General features: G+C 42.1%; 18 protein-coding genes. 14 read left to right on the forward strand and 4 right to left on the reverse strand.

What is annotated here, in order from left to right; genetic code table 11:
* The first annotated feature begins 307 nt into the window (after window positions 1-307).
* The 10 genes from CHH67_RS17140 to CHH67_RS17195 all read left to right on the forward strand — a co-directional run bounded on the left by CHH67_RS17140 (window position 308) and on the right by CHH67_RS17195 (window position 10,712).
* Window positions 308-790, forward strand: a complete 483-nt coding sequence (locus tag CHH67_RS17140; protein WP_095266427.1) for a DUF1643 domain-containing protein — start codon at window positions 308-310, stop codon at window positions 788-790.
* A 379-nt stretch (window positions 791-1,169) separates the two neighbouring features.
* The gene (locus CHH67_RS26810; protein WP_244908232.1) at window positions 1,170-1,427 is read left to right on the forward strand and encodes a hypothetical protein; all 258 of its coding nucleotides are present in this window, start codon (window positions 1,170-1,172) and stop codon (window positions 1,425-1,427) included.
* A 247-nt stretch (window positions 1,428-1,674) separates the two neighbouring features.
* Complete coding sequence (locus CHH67_RS17150; RefSeq protein ID WP_095266428.1) at window positions 1,675-2,196, forward strand: GNAT family N-acetyltransferase; 522 nt, start codon at window positions 1,675-1,677, stop codon at window positions 2,194-2,196.
* A gap of 606 nt (window positions 2,197-2,802) precedes the next feature.
* The gene (locus CHH67_RS17155; RefSeq protein ID WP_095266429.1) at window positions 2,803-3,237 is read left to right on the forward strand and encodes a hypothetical protein; all 435 of its coding nucleotides are present in this window, start codon (window positions 2,803-2,805) and stop codon (window positions 3,235-3,237) included.
* A gap of 238 nt (window positions 3,238-3,475) precedes the next feature.
* Window positions 3,476-3,967, forward strand: coding sequence for a hypothetical protein (locus CHH67_RS17160; RefSeq protein WP_095266430.1), 492 nt, complete (start codon window positions 3,476-3,478; stop codon window positions 3,965-3,967).
* Window positions 3,968-4,293: 326 nt separating this feature from the next.
* Window positions 4,294-6,120, forward strand: coding sequence for a UbiD family decarboxylase (locus tag CHH67_RS17165; RefSeq protein WP_095266431.1), 1,827 nt, complete (start codon window positions 4,294-4,296; stop codon window positions 6,118-6,120).
* A 574-nt stretch (window positions 6,121-6,694) separates the two neighbouring features.
* Entirely contained in the window at window positions 6,695-7,495 is an 801-nt protein-coding gene (locus tag CHH67_RS17170; protein WP_095266432.1) for a hypothetical protein, read from the forward strand.
* Window positions 7,496-8,194: 699 nt separating this feature from the next.
* Window positions 8,195-8,668, forward strand: coding sequence for a hypothetical protein (locus CHH67_RS17180; RefSeq protein ID WP_095266434.1), 474 nt, complete (start codon window positions 8,195-8,197; stop codon window positions 8,666-8,668).
* A 512-nt stretch (window positions 8,669-9,180) separates the two neighbouring features.
* The gene (locus tag CHH67_RS17185) at window positions 9,181-9,660 is read left to right on the forward strand and encodes a hypothetical protein (protein ID WP_095266435.1); all 480 of its coding nucleotides are present in this window, start codon (window positions 9,181-9,183) and stop codon (window positions 9,658-9,660) included.
* A gap of 269 nt (window positions 9,661-9,929) precedes the next feature.
* Complete coding sequence (locus CHH67_RS17195; protein WP_095266437.1) at window positions 9,930-10,712, forward strand: phosphotransferase family protein; 783 nt, start codon at window positions 9,930-9,932, stop codon at window positions 10,710-10,712.
* Here CHH67_RS17195 and CHH67_RS17200 read toward each other — a convergent pair.
* The gene (locus CHH67_RS17200; RefSeq protein WP_095266438.1) at window positions 10,709-11,110 is read right to left on the reverse strand and encodes a tautomerase family protein; all 402 of its coding nucleotides are present in this window, start codon (window positions 11,108-11,110) and stop codon (window positions 10,709-10,711) included. The two genes, CHH67_RS17195 and CHH67_RS17200, sit on opposite strands and share 4 nt — an antisense overlap.
* Before the next feature lie 347 nt (window positions 11,111-11,457).
* Between CHH67_RS17200 and CHH67_RS17205 the strand changes: the two genes are divergently transcribed.
* From CHH67_RS17205 to CHH67_RS17215, 3 genes are all read left to right on the forward strand, one after another.
* Window positions 11,458-11,829, forward strand: coding sequence for a hypothetical protein (locus CHH67_RS17205; protein WP_095266439.1), 372 nt, complete (start codon window positions 11,458-11,460; stop codon window positions 11,827-11,829).
* Between the two features lie 158 nt (window positions 11,830-11,987).
* Window positions 11,988-12,443, forward strand: coding sequence for a DinB family protein (locus tag CHH67_RS17210; protein WP_095266445.1), 456 nt, complete (start codon window positions 11,988-11,990; stop codon window positions 12,441-12,443).
* Window positions 12,444-12,513: 70 nt separating this feature from the next.
* Window positions 12,514-12,861: an MmcQ/YjbR family DNA-binding protein gene (locus CHH67_RS17215; protein WP_095266440.1), complete on the forward strand. Its 348-nt coding sequence runs from the start codon at window positions 12,514-12,516 to the stop codon at window positions 12,859-12,861.
* Window positions 12,862-13,220: 359 nt separating this feature from the next.
* Here the strand turns inward: CHH67_RS17215 and CHH67_RS17220 are convergent, their stop codons facing one another.
* Window positions 13,221-14,048, reverse strand: coding sequence for an HAD-IIB family hydrolase (locus CHH67_RS17220; protein WP_095266441.1), 828 nt, complete (start codon window positions 14,046-14,048; stop codon window positions 13,221-13,223).
* Between the two features lie 97 nt (window positions 14,049-14,145).
* Here CHH67_RS17220 and CHH67_RS17225 point away from each other — a divergent pair, with 97 nt between their 5' ends.
* On the forward strand, window positions 14,146-15,117 hold the full coding sequence (locus CHH67_RS17225; protein WP_244908233.1) for a LacI family DNA-binding transcriptional regulator: 972 nt from the start codon (window positions 14,146-14,148) through the stop codon (window positions 15,115-15,117).
* A gap of 167 nt (window positions 15,118-15,284) precedes the next feature.
* Here the strand turns inward: CHH67_RS17225 and CHH67_RS17230 are convergent, their stop codons facing one another.
* Together CHH67_RS17230 and CHH67_RS17235 are read right to left on the reverse strand one after the other, a co-directional pair.
* Complete coding sequence (locus tag CHH67_RS17230) at window positions 15,285-16,898, reverse strand: ABC transporter permease (protein ID WP_095266443.1); 1,614 nt, start codon at window positions 16,896-16,898, stop codon at window positions 15,285-15,287.
* Between the two features lie 23 nt (window positions 16,899-16,921).
* Window positions 16,922-17,803, reverse strand: a complete 882-nt coding sequence (locus tag CHH67_RS17235; RefSeq protein WP_095266444.1) for an ABC transporter ATP-binding protein — start codon at window positions 17,801-17,803, stop codon at window positions 16,922-16,924.
* Between the last annotated feature and the right edge of the window lie 240 nt (window positions 17,804-18,043).

Raw genomic sequence — 18,043 nt, forward strand, 5'->3', positions numbered from 1 at the left:
AAGGATAAAAAACAATTAATAGAATTGGAAGATTGGAAAATACAGAAAATATGGTCTTGTTTATCTAATTCTCAAAGAGAGATTTACAATGAGTTAAAGAAATCTAAGATATAGATAATCAAGAAGTCTGGTCCATCATATAACACAGCATTAGCGCAGCGTCGCATTCGCTCCTCGGTCACCGGTGATGCATTGGCATAGCAGAAGATTCATGTGACAACCTGCTATGCGCAGGTTCGTTAATGCAACAACGTTATATGACAGAACTTAAATCATATTTTCAAAAACTCAAAGGAAGGTGAGTTCAATGAAGCAAGGCGCTGTGTTTAGTCCAGAAAGAAATTATAGATACTTATTGACTAGAGAATGGAATATCACACTACCCAAGCTATTATATATAATGTTAAACCCCAGTACAGCAAGTGAAATCTCAGAAGATCAGACTTCAAGACAATGTCTATATTTTGCAAACAAATTTCAATATGGATCACTTGAAGTAGTTAATCTTTATAGTTTGATTTCAACTGATCCAAAAAGGCTAAAAGAATCATTAATAGACCCTGTAGGGCTTGAAACTGACAAGTATATTATAGAAGCAGCACTAAGAGCCGATAGAGTGGTCATAGCATGGGGCGAAAAACACTTTTTTAATAAAAGAGACAAACAAGTAATGGAATTATTGAGGAGTGAAGGAATTGATCTATTTTGCTTAAAGAAGGCTAAATCTGGCCATCCTAGGCATCCTTCAAGACTTGGACACGACATAAATGAATTGATTTATTATGGATGATTATTCAGATAGCAAGTTCCGTCGTATAACATAATATTCACGCATCGGGTATATGCCCTCGGTCCGGCAGAGGAATTTCGGGCAGGCAGTAGCAGCCGGACACATCCGACTGCGTCGGACGTCGTGAACACGGAAACGTTATCTGAAACCGTGCAAGAGCAATATAGTTCAATAAAGGAAGTGACTCATTTGAAGTATTCTGACTTGTTGAATTTAAAGGATATATCTCGAGCAGATATTTGAGCCTGAAGAGAGCACACTTAGATTACTCTTTAGTCGAAGTAGAACTAGTTAAACTCCTGAAACGATAACAATTGGAGAAATAAAAATTGAAGATAGCTATTCGATTGATGTAGATGAAACATTACCTTTTATACAAATGGATTTTGAATGGTATATTGGATATTCTGTTAGAAATGAAAGTTACACTTCATGGGATAATTACGAAGAATTTGAAGGTGAAATCTTTAGAATTTATAGAAAATCCAGGTACCTAGACTTCATTAAGGTTGGAACATTTGCATCTGAGGATTACCCAGGCCCATTCAAGCATTATGGCATCTCATGTCTTAACCATCTCGTAGATGTTGCATCAGTTTCAGAACCAATTATAAAGGAAGTTCAAAGAACTAAATAAGATTATTGAATGATTCTCAAAAGGTACCGGATCAGATAACACCATATTCACGCATCGTTCCGTCCGGCCCTCGGTCAGAGGGAGGCATTTCGGGGAAGAGTAGTCAGGCGGACAACCCTGTACTGGCTAAGTCTACGACCCAGTATGTCGGATCGCTGCGCTGGATCGACAATTCTTTAAGCCAGTTGAGGGTTCGTGAATGCCTGAACGTTATCTGAAACCGGTGCAAAATATTGGAGGTGCCATTATGGAAGAATACATTTTAATTGAACCATCATATGATTATAAAGATGAATACATAGATATGATTGAGGAATGGAAAGCGACTGGAGAGAAGATGACTCCTTTTGTATTGAGATTTGATTATAGTGACTTTGATAAGTTTCTGTATGAGATCATGAACTTGAAAACGAGTAAGAATTTAGGGACGAATAGAGCTAATAGTTCAACGTATTGGCTAACAAACACAAATAAAAGAATAATCGGTGCTGTAAATATAAGACATCAGCTAACCCAGGAATTGTTGCATATTGGAGGACATATAGGTTTTGGCATACGACCAAGTGAAAGATTAAAAGGGCATGCAACTCGTATACTTTCATTGGCTCTAATAAAAGCAAATGAACTTGGAATTAATAAAGCATTGGTTACTTGTGATAAAGATAATATTGGATCTGCAAAGACGATAATTAATAATGGTGGCTCACTAGATTCAGAGGATGAGATTAATGGAGTAGCAATACAGAGATACTGGATAAAAATTAAATAGAAATATTAGTGAATCAAGAAGGCACTGTCATCTGATAACAGAATATTCATGCTGTGATCCTAACCGAGTTTGGTCTGCTGGAATGGACTTCGAGGAGGCATATCAGCAGACAACCCTTTGGGGTTCATGAATACAGGATCGTTAGGCGACATTGCTGAAATATGTATTCATTTTTTGGGGGTAATCAAAGTTGTCAGAAATTCAGAAACCCAAATTAGTTACTTGGAGATTTGATGATGAGGTTTAAAAAACAACTTATCCAGAGAAAATAATTGACCCTCCAGGCTTATTTATAAAACACATGATAATCGTTATTCAAAAGTGATATTCAAAGAGTATTGGAAGAACTTGAAAGAAATAATGAATTGTTAGAAGCATCAAGGGCATATGAAGGATAATTCAAGATGCAAGTAACATCGCCTAACACCATATTCTCGCATCGGGCTATCGCCTTCGGTCCGGACAGATGATATTGGCAGGGAAGTTGAATCGGCCGGACACATCCGACTGCGTCGAGCGTCTTGAATACAGAAACGTTAGGCGCAATACCTGGAAAACTATAATAACTGAAAAGGATGAAACACAATTAACAAGATTACAGTAAAAATGATGAAATCAGAATACACAACTCAAGAACACCTAAATATATTAATTGATGACAAGCCGCTAGATATACTGCTCCATGAAATATATCCTGATAAATTATTATTAGGGTTAGTTCCAACAATAGTTGAATGGCTTGACTCAAACGACGAAGTTGAATTGGTGTATTCTCGGTTTGTATCGAATCAAAGTCAAGCTATCTTACCAATATTAATGTGTCCAGATGATTGTGACTTTAGTTGTACCATAATAGTAGCAGAAGTCGTTAGTAATGAAGAATCTGTACGTTGGAATCGAATAGGGATTGATAATAGTGAAAGAAGTGATATAAATAAAACTGGAACTATAGTTGAATGGTTGGAGAAGGTTCCTGCATTTTGTTTTGATATTAATGATTACAAACAACTTGAAAGAATATATAGACAAGCAAAAAAGTGATTTTCAGAGATACTCAAGGATGCCAGGTACAGCCTATACCACCGTATTCACGCGGCGTGCCTGAAGGCCCTTGGTCTGCAGAGGCATATCGAAGAAGCTGAATTAGCAGACAGCCCTACACAAGCTAAGTCGGCAAGCCGACCCGGCGGACCGATCGCTTCGCGATGATCGATTGGCGACTTAAGCTAGTGAGGGTTCGTGAATACAACAACGTTATCGGAAACAAGAGGTTAATAACATGATCATGAGAGCGACAAGAGCAATCTTTTATAAAATACATAAAGGTAATGCAACAGCTATAGATTACTTGGAGTGGGCATATAGAATGATTGAAGAAGACCAAGAATCCAACTCATTATATATGCTAGCTTCAATGGAAGAGACAGAAAATATATTTAAGTATCAAGATTATTTCAACAGATCTTTAGGTGAACTAGAAATTACAATTCCTGATTTTGAAGACTGTGCAAGAGAGATTATAAGAGAACTGTGCTTAAAGATCGTGAATAAGACGAGGGATCCATTTGAAGTCACAAGGGACATTTTTAAAGTGACATTTGAGATTGACTATCCAGCGGATTTGTCTGTATGGGTTAATTTAGATGACGGAATTGACAGGATAATTTATGATGACGAGTATTACAAACCAGATGAAAAAGAATTTAAGGAACAAATTGAGCTAGAGGCAAAGAACTACTTAGCTGCACAAGATGTCGAGAACATCCGATAACATTATATTCACGCTGCGGGTCGGCTGACGCCGCCCCTTGGTCCGCCCGAGGCATTTCGAGTAGTGAAGTCATGCGGACAACCCTGCGAACCTAACCGCATCGGCGGCCGCACCTTTGGGGCTTAAGGTTCTCGGGTTCGTGAATAAAGTGATATTATAAACCATTAATAGCTCTGATTTTTTTATGCTCACGGGAAAGGGCATAGTAGCCATAGAGAACCGGAAGGAAATACACAAAATTGCACCATGTTCATGTGCCCCCACTCCATAAAATATGAGATAATAGAACAAGAAAATATAGAGTGAAAAGAATGGGGTATTCATCGATGAGCTATCAATGGTTGGAGCAGTGTATAGATGACTTGGAAAAGCACGGGCACCTCGTGAGAATCCGCGATGAAGTGGATCCGCATCTTGAAATGGCAGCGATTCACTTGAAGGTGTACGAGGCTGGAGGACCTGCATTATTATTTGAAAAGGTAAAGGGATCCAAATATCGCGCGGTGTCCAATTTGTTCGGCACGATCGAACGAAGTAAATTTATCTTTCGCCATACATGGGAAACGACTCAAGCGGTTATCGGCGTTCGAAATGACCCGATGAAGGCATTAAAGAATCCGTTTAAATATGCGGGGACCGGGTTCGCCGCCAGAAGAGCGCTGCCTCTGAAGAGGAACGGGCTCCCCGAGGACTTTGAGGAAATATCGATCTCCGATCTGCCGCAGATCAAGCATTGGCCTGATGATGGCGGCGCCTTCATCACCCTGCCTCAGGTATACAGCGAAGACCCGGACAAACCGGGAATTATGAACGCAAATTTGGGAATGTACCGGATTCAGATTAGCGGCAATGACTACGAGATGAATCGGGAGGTCGGCCTGCACTACCAGATTCATCGGGGGATTGGTATACATCAGGCAAAGGCCACGAGGAAAGGGCAGCCATTGAAGGTGAGCTGCTTTATTGGCGGTCCGCCGGCTCATACGCTGTCTGCCGTCATGCCGCTTCCTGAAGGCTTGAGTGAATTGACGTTTGCAGGACTGCTGGCCGGCCGTCATTTCCGCTACAGCTATGTGGACGGTTATTGCATTAGTCATGATGCGGATTTCGTGATTACTGGCGAAGTATATCCCCATGAGACGAAGCCGGAAGGGCCATTTGGGGATCATTTAGGCTATTACAGCTTAGTACATGATTTCCCGGTCATGAGGATTCACAAGGTGTATGCCCGCAAGAACGCGATTTTCCCTTTCACGGTCGTCGGCCGCCCACCCCAAGAGGATACGTCTTTTGGTGCGCTTATACATGAGCTGACGGGAGGGGCAATACAGCAGGAAATTCCGGGGGTTAGAGAGGTTCATGCTGTTGATGCGGCCGGTGTACATCCGCTGCTGTTTGCTATTGGCAGTGAACGATACACTCCTTACCAGAAGGTCAAACAACCTGCGGAAATTTTAACGATTGCTAATCGAATTTTGGGGACGAACCAGCTTAGCCTGGCCAAGTATTTATTCATAGCTGCACAGGAAGAGGAGCCGCTCGATACGCATGATGAGGCTGCGTTCTTCCGTTACATTCTGGAACGGATCGATTTGCGAAGAGACCTGCATTTTCAGACGAATACGACCATCGACACTTTGGATTATTCGGGTACCGGGTTAAATACCGGGAGCAAGGTAGTGTTTGCTGCAGCTGGAGATAAGAAAAGAGAGCTGTGTACTGAGGTTCCTGCGACTATCCAGGAGCTGCATTCTCTCGTCACCAATCCCCGTCTTGTATTGCCAGGAATCGTGGCAGTCCAAGCGGTACAGCCTTTCCTCGATCATCAGCAATGCGCGGACTTTATGAAGCAGCTGAGTGATGCGGTTATAGAGCAGGGAGGGCTTCCTGATTGCCCTATGATGGTTGTCTGTGATGACAGCACATTCACCAGTGCGTCTATTGCTAATTTTGTCTGGACCACCTTTACCCGCAGCAATCCGTCCCATGATTTGTACGGGGTCAATGAGTCGATTGAATTTAAGCATTGGGGCTGCGATAATGTCATCATTGACGCGCGAAGCAAGCCACACCATGCGCCTCCGCTCTTAGCTGATGCCGAGGTTGAGAGAAACATTGAACGATTTTTCAAAGCGGACGGGCCTTTGGGCTAGTCGCTCGTAATGCCTCTCCCTTGGCGAAAGTACGCAAGGGCGGAAAGACAAAGAACATAGGGCGCAAAACCACGGGGAAGCAAGGGCAAAACCTATAGCTTCAAGAGGAACTAAAGGAATACTATGAGGCAAATGATGATGAGCAAATAGAAGAGTTGGCAGATATAGTTGAAGTAATTTATGTTGCAGAAAAGAAGGGAATAAGTATAGATCAGTTTGAACAGATCCGGCTAGCTAAAAAGGAAGAGCGCTGAGGATTTGAACAGAAGCTTCTCGTGATAAGTGCAGAATAAAGGATAGACGGAGCACCGTGGTCGGTGCTCTTTTTATTAGTGGCTTTAGCCAGTTGGGCTCGCGAAGCGTGCGAAACAAAAAAACACCCGTTGGACGGGTGGTCCTGATTTGATCATTATATATCTAGAATAAGATTAAACCTTTTATTAGATTTAAAAGAAAAAAATAGAAACTTTTATCGTTTATTGTTGTTATTATATTTAGACCCTTAATTATAGACGAAAGGAGTACTTGATTATCAATGATGCAAGGGTAAATATGAAATAGAGGTTGGATTATATTGAAATTTAAGAAATCTGGAATTCTACTACTTGCTGTTACAACACTTTTTGCTTCAATTATACTTCCGAGCAGTGTCTCCGCTGAAGATAGCGTTTCTAGAAATGATGTAAACTTTCAAGGAGTTCATGTTTTAAAGACTGAAATTAACGAAGGAAAAATAGCTAACCAGAAGACAGGTTCAACAGATGCAAGCTTCTTTGCCGAAAATGATAAAGCAACTCCTTTTGCTGATGATATTGGATGCTACAGCCAACCGGATACACCTCAATTAACAGGTGACATTGGACTAGCATGTTCAAGATTTGGTGCGCCTGTTCAATTGTCTACAAACAAAATTACCATTGTTAATGGTGTTGCTTTAGAGTATACGATAAAGGACGGTCAGTTCGCCGTGTTTACGAGACCTGATTTGTACTATTATCAAGAACAAGCTACACAGAGTTGGTTTAATGCAGCCGTGGGAAAATTCACTCAAACATTTACTACTGGTTACGGTACTTATCTAACCTATAAAGTTGCCGGAAAAAATCCTTATATGGCTAAATTAATGGACAAGTTCAGAAATCAAAAACCATTCCCTTATGGAAATTGGGCTTTAGGAGCTGGGGCTTGGATGTTAGCTAATGAAGTACCACTTTGGGGAGATATTACAGCTGCTCCAGTTCCAGCTTCTGGAACCAAAGAAGTTATCGTCTATCTAAGTAAAACAGGAAAGGATAATACTTGGCATTATCGTACTCGTTTCACAATAAGCCCTTCAGGAAGCGTAACTTATAAAACATGGACAGTTGGGATATAAAGATTTAAAATGTAGTCAACGCTGATTCAGCATAATGGAGGTACAAGAGATTGGCTGGTCTTAGTTTTCAAGATTTTTACTATATCGGTAGTTTTACAATGTTAAGTGTGTTTAGCGCTATGTTGATTGCTAATGTCTTAATTCAATTAAGTCAAAAAAAGTTTAATATTAAAAACGTATTGATTAATGCAGTTGGAATGACCGCAATCATATTTATTGTGCATGTCGTCATCGTTTTAATTAGATCAGTATAAACAAGATTTCAAAAAGGGGCTGTCTCAAAAGTTATCGTGGATGACTGAGGGACAGCTCCTTCCTGAATTTTTAAAACTAAAAACCGATATAATCTTAAGGGGGAGAATAGATTGTGAACTCACTAGATTAACAGGAGTGGGGAAAATGGAGTAATATCCGAAGCAAAGGTAAATGGGCATATATATTTCGTTGGGTAACCTACGGTATACTTTTTATCTCGCTAATCAGGGCAACTCTGTACATGACAAGTAGTAAGGAAATGGATCGTGGCGATATTGTTGCTTTTATAACAGTTGCTATCTTAATCGGAATAACTGTCGGATGGATTAGATGGTCAACCTTTGAGAGAAGATATAATAACCCAACCAGAACGAGCAAAGATATAGCAGAAGAATAGCAAGGGCGATTCAGCAAGATCGTATCAGAAATGAAAGGACATATGAAATGCAGAAGTTGCCCCGGGGTATAACTGGATTTGGCCGATCTGATTCGGAAGCTGCAGTTACAGAAAAAGAATTCAAACAGCTGTGCTATCAATTACTGATGGAACATGGATTCCAGACCTTTGAAATGGTAAGCACATATCATCATAACTACTATGTTGGGGAATTACGTGGGGATGAGCAATTCGTATATGTACTAATGAACAAACACTATCCATTCGTAGCGATGGCCACGAAGTACGAAGATGGAAATGTCGAATTTATAGCGGATAATCGGTTCAATGGTGTAGCGCATAGAGAATGTTTTTGGAATCACACCTCATCGTTTAACCAATATGTTCTATTACGATTCAATGTCCTAGAAGCATTGCTGACAGATGATATGACAAAGGAACTGGATAAGGACGAACTTAAGCAAATCGATTATTGGAAACCTGTTAAAATCAAGGATATTGTGTTTAATCATTGGGACTGATGGTAGGATCAAGAAGTTGGCGCTTTGAGCTACGGTGCAATAAGAACACGGGATCAGCAGCATGTTTAGACGGCTCACTTCTGCGTATAACACGGTGCAGGCACGTTTGATATTGAAGAAGGAACTATTCATCATATGTAGAATATTTTAGGTGATAGTTATAAGTTTTTATGATTATATGAATGGAGTGAGCGTCTAAAGAACATGGGAAGTTTAATACAATCATTCTCGATTGCGATCGCAGTGGGATATGGTTTAGTTTTCTTATCCAATATGGGCAGCGTGCAGAGAATAGCTGAAGACCTGCATTATAGCCTGGTTCTCATATTTTATGGGGTTGTCATTAATATATTGATCAACATATACACGCGAGTGGCTAATCGCACTGCATAGAGGAACGATTGGAAAACAGTCTTTGCAACGTTGTTAAGACTGTTTTCTTTCTGTAAGTCATTTCATAGGTTAGGGGATATCCCAGATACAGGAACCGTTGCAGAGATTCAGGAGGAAAGATGAGAACTATAATCTATCTGCTTATTACGCTATCTATTGTGTTCCTCATATTCATATTTGGAAACTCCATGACGACAAGGCCAGGAACGACTTCCGGTAACGGGAATCCGGCCATTCTGCTGTTTGTGCCTTTGGTCATTTTATTTATCGTCCTGATATCTCAATGGTTTAAAGTATTTCGTCATACGCATGTGAAGCTGAAAAACCTCATAATCATGACCGTGCTTCTTGTTGGTCATCAAGTGATCGGTGTGTATGTTCAAATCATCAGCTTTCGTAACTATCGAGATTTCTTGGCCGAAATATACGCGCAGCAGTATGGAACTGTCGATTGGGAGTATATTCATTCGATAACCTCAGGACTATCCATCCACATCAACAATCAGTATTTCAACGTTAATACCTATTTTTTATTTATAGGCCTTTCATTATTAGTATGGCTGTTAAGTCGGATCGTACACACCGCAGGAAGAAGATAGGGAGGAACTATATTTTGCCGCAGATCAAGAAGAGCTTATATGCATTAGCCGTTTTCATTGTTTTACTCATCATCATTCAAGTCTTTGTAAGCGGGATTGTGTTTTCGATTATTTCAGATGTTTATTTAAGGAGTCTCCTAACTCTTCTGATATCCATAGGCATTTCATTATATGTAACCAGAAGAATTGTAGCGAGAAAGACTCGCAAGAAATTATATTAGCCGGTGTCCGATAGATAGTTGAAAGGGCAACAAGCAGAGGAGAGAACAATGAACGTAACGGATATTCCTATCTATTTGCTAGATCAAATCGGATCGATTCATAAGATATCCTTGCCCCAGCAAGGACATACATCGCTCGTTATAAAAATTAAAACCCGTGAGCATCAATTCATTATTAAAAAAACGGAGCATGAACTGTATAATGAATGGTTGCTAGAGGAGTACAACGCATTACAAAGTATCTCGTCTGCCGGCATCCCCGTACCTAAGGTGCATGCTTTTCATAAACAAGGCAAGTCAAGATGGTTGCTCATGGATTATATCGAAGGCATTAGTTTAAGGCATTTTTTAGCTGGGAAGCCTGATCCTAAAGATAGAGAGCGCGTGATTGCTGAGTATGGACTTAGTTTAAAACAAATCCACGAGACGAAGTGCCCCGCTAATCTGCACCGCCAGAGCGATATCTCTTGGTTAGACTCCATGTTTACACAAGCAGGCCATAACTTGAAGAATTATGGAGTGGCTGGAACGGAAGAGCTTCTAGTGCGGTTAAGGGATACACCCCTGCAACCGGTAGAGAACACGTTCATTCATGGAGATTATCACACGAATAACGTGTTGATTAAGCACAATAAAGTTGTTGGCATCATCGATTGGTCAAGAGCGGCCTTTGGCGATCCACGATTTGATATCGCATTAGCTATTAGACCCAAGCAGGGTGTATTTGATCAAACAGGAGATAAAGACATATTCTTGGAGGCATATGACCGGTTGACGATCACCGAGGAAGAGTATTTGTTCTTCCAAGAGGGGCTGTATCAGTTCTTCTAATCCGCTTGGTTTTCAACATCAACTTTATAATTTAGTGATAACTCATCGCCCGGCAAACCTCTTATTCCCCAATGACTTCTAGGTGTCTCGAAAATAGTGACCTCAATATCATTAACATCAAACCCGAGCACCTGGACTCTCTTAAAAATCAAACGGATTAACTTCTTTTTCACTTCAGCCGATCTGCCTTCGAACATACTTATTTCAATGATGGTATACCTTTCTGATCGATCGTTAGGGAAGTAAATATCATCTTTATTCATAAAAATGAAACGTTGAAACCTTTTTTCTTCAGGTAATTGCAATGCGTCCATAAGACAAGAATGCAGGATCTCAGAAAATTGTTTCTGACATGGTTTTAAGGACTCATAGATTCCATAAATCTTTACTTGTGCCATTGAAGTTCACCTCTTCTATTAAAGGATCAGTAGCTTGGTGGTCATGTCCCAACATCGATCTACGAACTCCTAAAACATTCTTCACAATAGAGTATTTCGCGAAATTATGGAACTATCCTGCTACGCGGGAAAGAGAAAAACGAAAATGCCGGGCTTTGAATATTGATCATAACAACGGAACTGCGGTAAAATGACGTGAATAGGAAATAGGTGAAGATAGAGCAGGCAATATACCTGCAACAATACATAAGCTCCATTGGATACCTAACCATTAAAGATGAATGAACGTACAGAAGCGAACATGTGATGAGGAAACACCGTAGAGGGAACAGGGGGACGTAGTGGTTATGCTGATGGTAATCTATGGTTTTTTCTTACTTATATGGTCTGTGATTGTTATTCTATATTATATGTGGACATCCTTATTCTGGTCGCTGATACTTCGTGCTCAGAAACTTGAAAATGAAGGGAAATTGTTCATTTCCCGATTCGTTTCTTTGCTCTCTGTAATCTTGAACATCTTCCTATTGAAAATCATTTGCGATTATACGGATACGCCGAGCTTATTCCACGTCACCAAAATCACTTCAGCTTGTTTTACGGCTGCACTTATCTATATCGTCGTGTTAGGCATTGCAACCATTCCTTTTATCAGAAAAGACGGAACCGACATGCTGAAGCAAGCTATATATGGGAAGAAGAAGAAAAAGAAATGGTAAACCATATCCGCGGCAGCCGGCCACAACAAGTTCGGCTGTTGTTTGATTAGGAAGTTCTCCCGTTTCTCCCCGTTAAGTTACACTAACAAGGAATTCACAGAATAATGGTTATCCAGTTGAATGATTATGATCATAATTGTGAACAGGAGGAGACCGAAGTGAAGACAATCCAATGCATGATGGAGCACATGTACTGGGCCGACGGACGGATATTGGAGGCGCTTGAGGAAAGTGGAACGAAGGACAAGGACCTTCTTAAGCTGGTTCGGCACGTCGCGGTGGCAGAACAAGTCTGGCTGTCCCGATTGCAGGGCAAGGGCAGCATGCAATATGTGTTGTGGGAGGAAGCCGCGAACCTGACGGAGATCCGGACGATGTTTGAGGATAATGCCAAGCAATATCGTGTCTATATGGAAGGGCTCAAGGAATCCGAGTTGGACGAGATGGTCGACTATACGAACCAGAGTGGGGTTCCATTCCAAACATCAGTTCGTGACATCCTGTTGCAGGTCCTCCTACACGGGCAATATCACCGGGGACAGATCAACCGGGCACTTCGGCTCGAATCAGCAGAGCCTGTTCAGATCGATTACATTACATTTGCGAGGCTCTAGCCTAGCTAGCGTTCTTTGGACGCGGAATACGGACTTGGTCGATAAGAACGGGAGGAAGGAGTAGATCGGCATGACAATCGAAGAATTCATCGAACACGGCTTGTCTTATCCAGGCTCGTATGAAGATCAACCTTTCGGAGAAGGCTGGACGGCCATACGCCATAAAGGGAACCAAAAGATTTTTGCCTTGATATTTAACCGAGATGGCCATCTTTGCGTCAACCTGAAATGTGATCCTGAACGATCCGATTTTCTTCGGCAGGCTTTTAAGGAAGTCCAGCCAGGATATCACATGAATAAAGAGCACTGGAATACCGTGATCCTGGATGGCGAGCTTCCGGAAGAGGATCTTCATGACATGGTAAGGCATAGTTATGAACTCACAAGGCCTAAACGCAAGTTCAAAGAAGATGCATAGATAACCCTAGAGCCTAACGTAACGCAGAATTACAGACAAACCTGATCCAAAATCAAGAATGAACTTATTGTCCAATGGGAAATGTTTTTTTATATGATCGTGTATATATTTTTTTGTAACCCATGCTGGGCGAACAAACCAATGATACTAGCTCGGAGATAAAGTCATTTGGCAATAAGCACCCCTTGTTCGATGACACAACATCAATAATTTAGCCCTGTCCCCATTCTTTAATCTTAGTAAAAATAACCTGAAGAAAACAAAGCAGCTGGATCAATAGCATTCAGCCGCTTTGTTTTTTGTCGCCAATAATAGCAATATCTGTATTGGATACTAGCTGATCAACGCAACCATTTGAGCTACTCGCCAAAGAAATTTCTGCATACATGCAATATTCCCTCGGCATAAGGATAAGGGGCGACGTTGTTGTGGTATGACTTGGCCTCTGCCGTTGCGTTTTGAAGAAGATACCCATGGGCAACCATCCGAAGCATCTCGATGTCATTTCCACTGTCACCAAAGGCCCATGTTTTGGAAGGAAGCACCTGGCAATAATCCATCAGAAATTGCACAGCCGCTTTCTTGCCAGTTCCTGTGGGGATAAAATCAACATCATATGCGTGCTCCGGATCACCCGCCTTGGGATTGCAAATATTGATATTAATGCCGATCCCGTGATTTGCGGCCAGGTGTCTGATGACGTTTAGATCGTATGGGGTTCTGGCTGCGGATACCGGATAATAATAGTAGTTCATTTTATATCCGGATTGACCAAATTGAGTCTGTTCGTGAAGGACGATGTTGTATGTTGATTTTAATTCGCTAATTAAATCTTCTACATCTCTTCGAGAGAATCCGGATGCTTTAATAATCTCTGTCCAGGATGGAACAGTGACCCAATGTCCGTCAGACTTAATCTCCCACATCTCTGTGCCCAGATTACTCGCGATAAAATGGGGGAGCTGCGTCATCCCGGCTATTTTCATTTTCGCTTGGATTTGCTGAACACTGCTTCCGGTGACCCAGGCTATCTTGACTTGATGATTTCTGGCAAGCAGCTGGAGGTATTGTTCCAATTCGTTAACCATGTTAAGTTGTTCAGGCAAACATTCATGCGGGTAATAGGTTTCGTCAAAATCAAAAAATATCAGGTATTCGGTTACAGTGGGGGTATAGATGACTTTCATGTGGGTCATTCCTCCTACAGTTTGTTAACGATATCATAGTTGCAGGGAACGTTCCCAGGTCAATACTTTAGATGAGGTGATCATATTGCCCACCATAATGGATATTTCACGGATAAGCGGTCTCTCCAAGTCAACGGTATCACGTGTATTAAACAACCATCCACATGTATCGGATGAGAGCAGACAAAAAGTACAGAACGCGATTAAGCAGCTGGGATATGTCCGCAATACGCAGGGTGTTCAGCTGCGACTACAGGCAAGCAATCATATCGGTGTGCTTATCCCGGATGTGGAGCATCCCTTTTTCAGTCAGCTTGTTAGTGCATTAAGTCGATCTTTAGGCTCAGAGGGGTATCAGCTGGTCATCTATCAGACCGAATTATCCCCCGCATATGAACGTGATGTGTATACCCGATTGTTACGTCGGGAAATGGATGCCGTCGTAATTGCCCATTCCCATTTCTCGGAGAGAGAAATTAAAGAATATATAGGTTCTTCCATTGGAATCATATGCAACGAAGCGATGGACGGAGAGTTTCTCGATGTCTTTCGATTGGATGAGGAAGATGCCATCTTTCAGGCGACAGCCTATTTGCTATCCAAGGGGCGCCGCCATTTATGTTTCTGTATGGATCACCTGACACCATTGCAGGAGCGAAGATGGAGAGGGTTTGAACTAGCCCATAAACAATTCGGACTTGCTTGTACGAAATCGCAATGTTATACGGGTCTGGTGACGATGGAGGATGGTTATGCCTTGGGAGAACAATTGTTGATTACTGATCATTTGCCGGATGGCATAATCACAGGCAGTGACTTTGTAGCTACTGGTTTACTGAAAGCAGCAAAGCAAAAGGGGATATCCGTACCGCAAGATCTGTCCGTCATCGGATGTGATAACCATCCTGTAGGATTGATGACGAATCCGGAACTGACCACATTAACCCATTGCATTTCCGATATGGTGAAGGATCTGACAGAATGTCTCATCCGGAGATTGAAGGGAATGCAGTCCGCTCCTATAGTGAAAACCTACAAGGCCTCGCTGATTATACGTAATTCTGCTTAAAGAACGAATTCCTTCTCGGTCGTTCAGAAATGATACATATCTGTCGTAAGAAGCATGATTGATTTATGTTTTCGTGAAGATAAAACCAGATTCCTAGTTGTAGGAATCTGGTTTTTGGTATTTTCTACTCGAGGTTTTATCTTTCTTGTTGAGGTTTATTCTTCCTTCTATGCTCCTTCCACCATATCCCGTTTGCCATATCCCATATGGCCCATAACCATCAAGGCAACACTGATCACCGAGATTGTGATAAAGGTTATCGTATCAAACGGATCTACCGGCATCCGCGGTATCCAGCTCTGAATGGCTGTCTTCGCAAACCATTCCGGTAAATCCAAAATACCGCCAAAGTAGTTTAATGCAAAAGAATAGCCAAGATATGCATAAACGGCTTTCCCTAATCTTGGGGCCCAGCCTAAAGCCAAAGCGGCAAGTCCCGTAAAGAATAATACGGATGGCAGAAAGTTATAACCAGCCACGAGAAAATCCCACATATTCATGGACGAGCGGTCACCCATAGCAGAAATGGCCGTTCCGCCAAGAGCGCTAGACGCCAGCAAAATGCCCATGATTCCAGCAACGATGGCCATAATGACACTCGTCCAATAGAGCTGAGCTCGCGTCACCTTGGTAGCATAAAGCTGACTTAAATGCCGCCGCGTTTCTTCTGAGAACAGTTTGTTTACGATCGCAATCGGCAAAATGGAAACCAATCCAATCATGACCATCATAATAGTCCCGGTGAAGGATTCTTCGATGGAAGCGCCGGATATCGTGAACATTTGGCTCATGAGTTCATTGCTTTCGAGAAAAGTCTGCATATCACCATAAATCGATCCATAGGCTGCTCCCATGATGACGAAGGCAATCAGCCAGCCAATCATTACGCTTTTGTTCAGCCTGGTAAACAGGCCGGGTACGGACAGCAATGATTTTTTTGCCGATTCTCGCCCTTCACGTTCTGGCAAATAACCGGCCCCCATATCTCGCCCTCCTTCAAGCATAAAAGCGATGATCACGGCTATGAGGCTGAAGCCTACGGCCATCATTAGGGGGACCCAGTTGTTATCCGTAAATGGATAGGTCAGATAAGTCCACCCCATAGGGTTGAGCATGGAAAAATCAACGTTCGACACATCCGTTCCTGCACGGAAAATATATAGCAGGCCTACAATTCCGAGCGCTGAACCGGTTGCCCCGGTTGAAGTCGGCATCAATTGTGCCATAACCAAAGCGATCACGGCTCCCAAAATCCCGGCCATCCCGATGGATGCGCCAAATAAAAAGGAGCCTTCGGCCGAAATCGTATCTACGCCATAGCTGGTCATGACTCCACCAATAACGAGCGCTAATAGAATATTAATCATGACGACTTCGGCAATCACCGCAAGCGAATTGGCTTGACGACCTACTTGAAAAGAGCGTACAAGTTCAGTCAGCCCGAGATCTTCTTCTTTGCGGGTATGGCTTACCACATGCAACGCAGCGATGATCATTGCAAACAAACCGCAGAATAACAACATTTCATGCGCGTACATCGCGCCTAATGTATACGATGCTCCGGTCTCGACCGGTGTCGGACCAACCATGGAAATCATGGCAGGATTTTGCATGGTTTCATACATTCCCTGCAACCCTTGCCCTTTGCCGATTTCTTCAAAAGCCGGAACAAATCCGGCAGAAAACAAGCCTAAACCTAAAACCCAGATGATGATTTTTTTCCAATCACGTTTCAGATATTGGGCGAGTAGTATATGCGCACGGGCGAATTTTTCTTGCATCTTCGTCTCCTCCGTTTCCGCTCTTAGACTTCATAGTGACGCATGAATAAGTCTTCCAGCGTAGGCGGCACGGATTCGAACTTCCTGACGCCCAATTTTGCTGCTTCGGCCAAAATATCGTTGATACATTCGTTATCCGCAGAGAATGTCGCTTGATTGCCGGAATGCTTAAAATCATGAACACCGTTCACGGATGCCATGAGAGCTACATTGCCTTCCGTGACCATCGTTACTTTAGAACGAGTTAAGTGACGCAGCTCATCCAATGTTCCGGTTTCAACCACTTTGCCTTGGCGAATGATCACCACTTTATCGGCCAGTCTTTCCACTTCGCTCAAAATATGGGAGGATAGTAAGATGGCTTTTCCTGCAAGCTTGATTTTTTCGACCTCGTCCTGGAAAACGGCTTCCATCAACGGATCAAGTCCGGAAGTTGGTTCATCGAAAATATACAGATCAGAGTCAACGGATAAAGCCGCGATCAGGCCGACCTTCTGCCGATTTCCTTTGGAATAGCCCTTGGCTTTCTTCTTAGGATCCAATTCAAACCGTTTAATCAAATAGTCGCGTTTATTTGAGTCTCCGCTGCCATGTAATTTCATAAATAAATCGATGATTTCACCGCCTGTTAAGCTGCCCCAAAGCGCCACGTCCCCAGGAACATAAGAAATTCGTTTATGAATCTCAAGGCTGTCCTTCCACACATCCTTGCCAAAGATTTTGGCATCTCCCGCATCCCGATGGATGATCCCGAGGAGCGTACGAATCGTTGTGGATTTCCCCGCGCCGTTCGGCCCGATAAAGCCGACAACTTCGCCGGCATTTACCGTGAATGACACGTCATGCAGCGCTTTGAATTTCCCGAAGCTTTTTTGCAGGCCTTGTACTTCTACAATGTTTGTCATAGCACTAAAACTCCTTCTTAACCAGTTTTAGTAACGTGCTTTCCAGTTTGAAAACAAAGCTTTAACCTCGAAATTAGTGAACTTTATACCCTATAAAAGTTCGTATTTATATAATATTCGCCTTGTTTTAAACCAAAGTTCATTTACAGTTTCAGTTATACACCCGAATTCCCGCATAGTCAATGCAAAAAAACATAAGTTTAGAACTCATATTTGTTTTATAATTCATAAATTTGCTAT

Origin of the sequence: Paenibacillus campinasensis (genome assembly GCF_002272015.1) — a bacterium.
Lineage (GTDB): Bacteria > Bacillota > Bacilli > Paenibacillales > Paenibacillaceae > Paenibacillus_AQ > Paenibacillus_AQ campinasensis.

Coding starts and splice junctions, on each gene's coding strand:
- CHH67_RS17140 (WP_095266427.1), top strand. CDS start 308: ATGAAGCAAGGCGCTGTGTTTAGTCCAGAAAGAAATTATAGATACTTA.
- CHH67_RS17235 (WP_095266444.1), bottom strand. CDS start 17,803: ATGACAAACATTGTAGAAGTACAAGGCCTGCAAAAAAGCTTCGGGAAA.
- CHH67_RS17225 (WP_244908233.1), top strand. CDS start 14,146: ATGGATATTTCACGGATAAGCGGTCTCTCCAAGTCAACGGTATCACGT.
- CHH67_RS17195 (WP_095266437.1), top strand. CDS start 9,930: ATGAACGTAACGGATATTCCTATCTATTTGCTAGATCAAATCGGATCG.
- CHH67_RS17155 (WP_095266429.1), top strand. CDS start 2,803: ATGATGAAATCAGAATACACAACTCAAGAACACCTAAATATATTAATT.
- CHH67_RS17160 (WP_095266430.1), top strand. CDS start 3,476: ATGATCATGAGAGCGACAAGAGCAATCTTTTATAAAATACATAAAGGT.
- CHH67_RS17205 (WP_095266439.1), top strand. CDS start 11,458: ATGCTGATGGTAATCTATGGTTTTTTCTTACTTATATGGTCTGTGATT.
- CHH67_RS17220 (WP_095266441.1), bottom strand. CDS start 14,048: ATGAAAGTCATCTATACCCCCACTGTAACCGAATACCTGATATTTTTT.
- CHH67_RS17150 (WP_095266428.1), top strand. CDS start 1,675: ATGGAAGAATACATTTTAATTGAACCATCATATGATTATAAAGATGAA.
- CHH67_RS17185 (WP_095266435.1), top strand. CDS start 9,181: ATGAGAACTATAATCTATCTGCTTATTACGCTATCTATTGTGTTCCTC.
- CHH67_RS17165 (WP_095266431.1), top strand. CDS start 4,294: ATGAGCTATCAATGGTTGGAGCAGTGTATAGATGACTTGGAAAAGCAC.
- CHH67_RS17230 (WP_095266443.1), bottom strand. CDS start 16,898: ATGCAAGAAAAATTCGCCCGTGCGCATATACTACTCGCCCAATATCTG.
- CHH67_RS26810 (WP_244908232.1), top strand. CDS start 1,170: ATGGATTTTGAATGGTATATTGGATATTCTGTTAGAAATGAAAGTTAC.
- CHH67_RS17215 (WP_095266440.1), top strand. CDS start 12,514: ATGACAATCGAAGAATTCATCGAACACGGCTTGTCTTATCCAGGCTCG.
- CHH67_RS17200 (WP_095266438.1), bottom strand. CDS start 11,110: ATGGCACAAGTAAAGATTTATGGAATCTATGAGTCCTTAAAACCATGT.
- CHH67_RS17180 (WP_095266434.1), top strand. CDS start 8,195: ATGCAGAAGTTGCCCCGGGGTATAACTGGATTTGGCCGATCTGATTCG.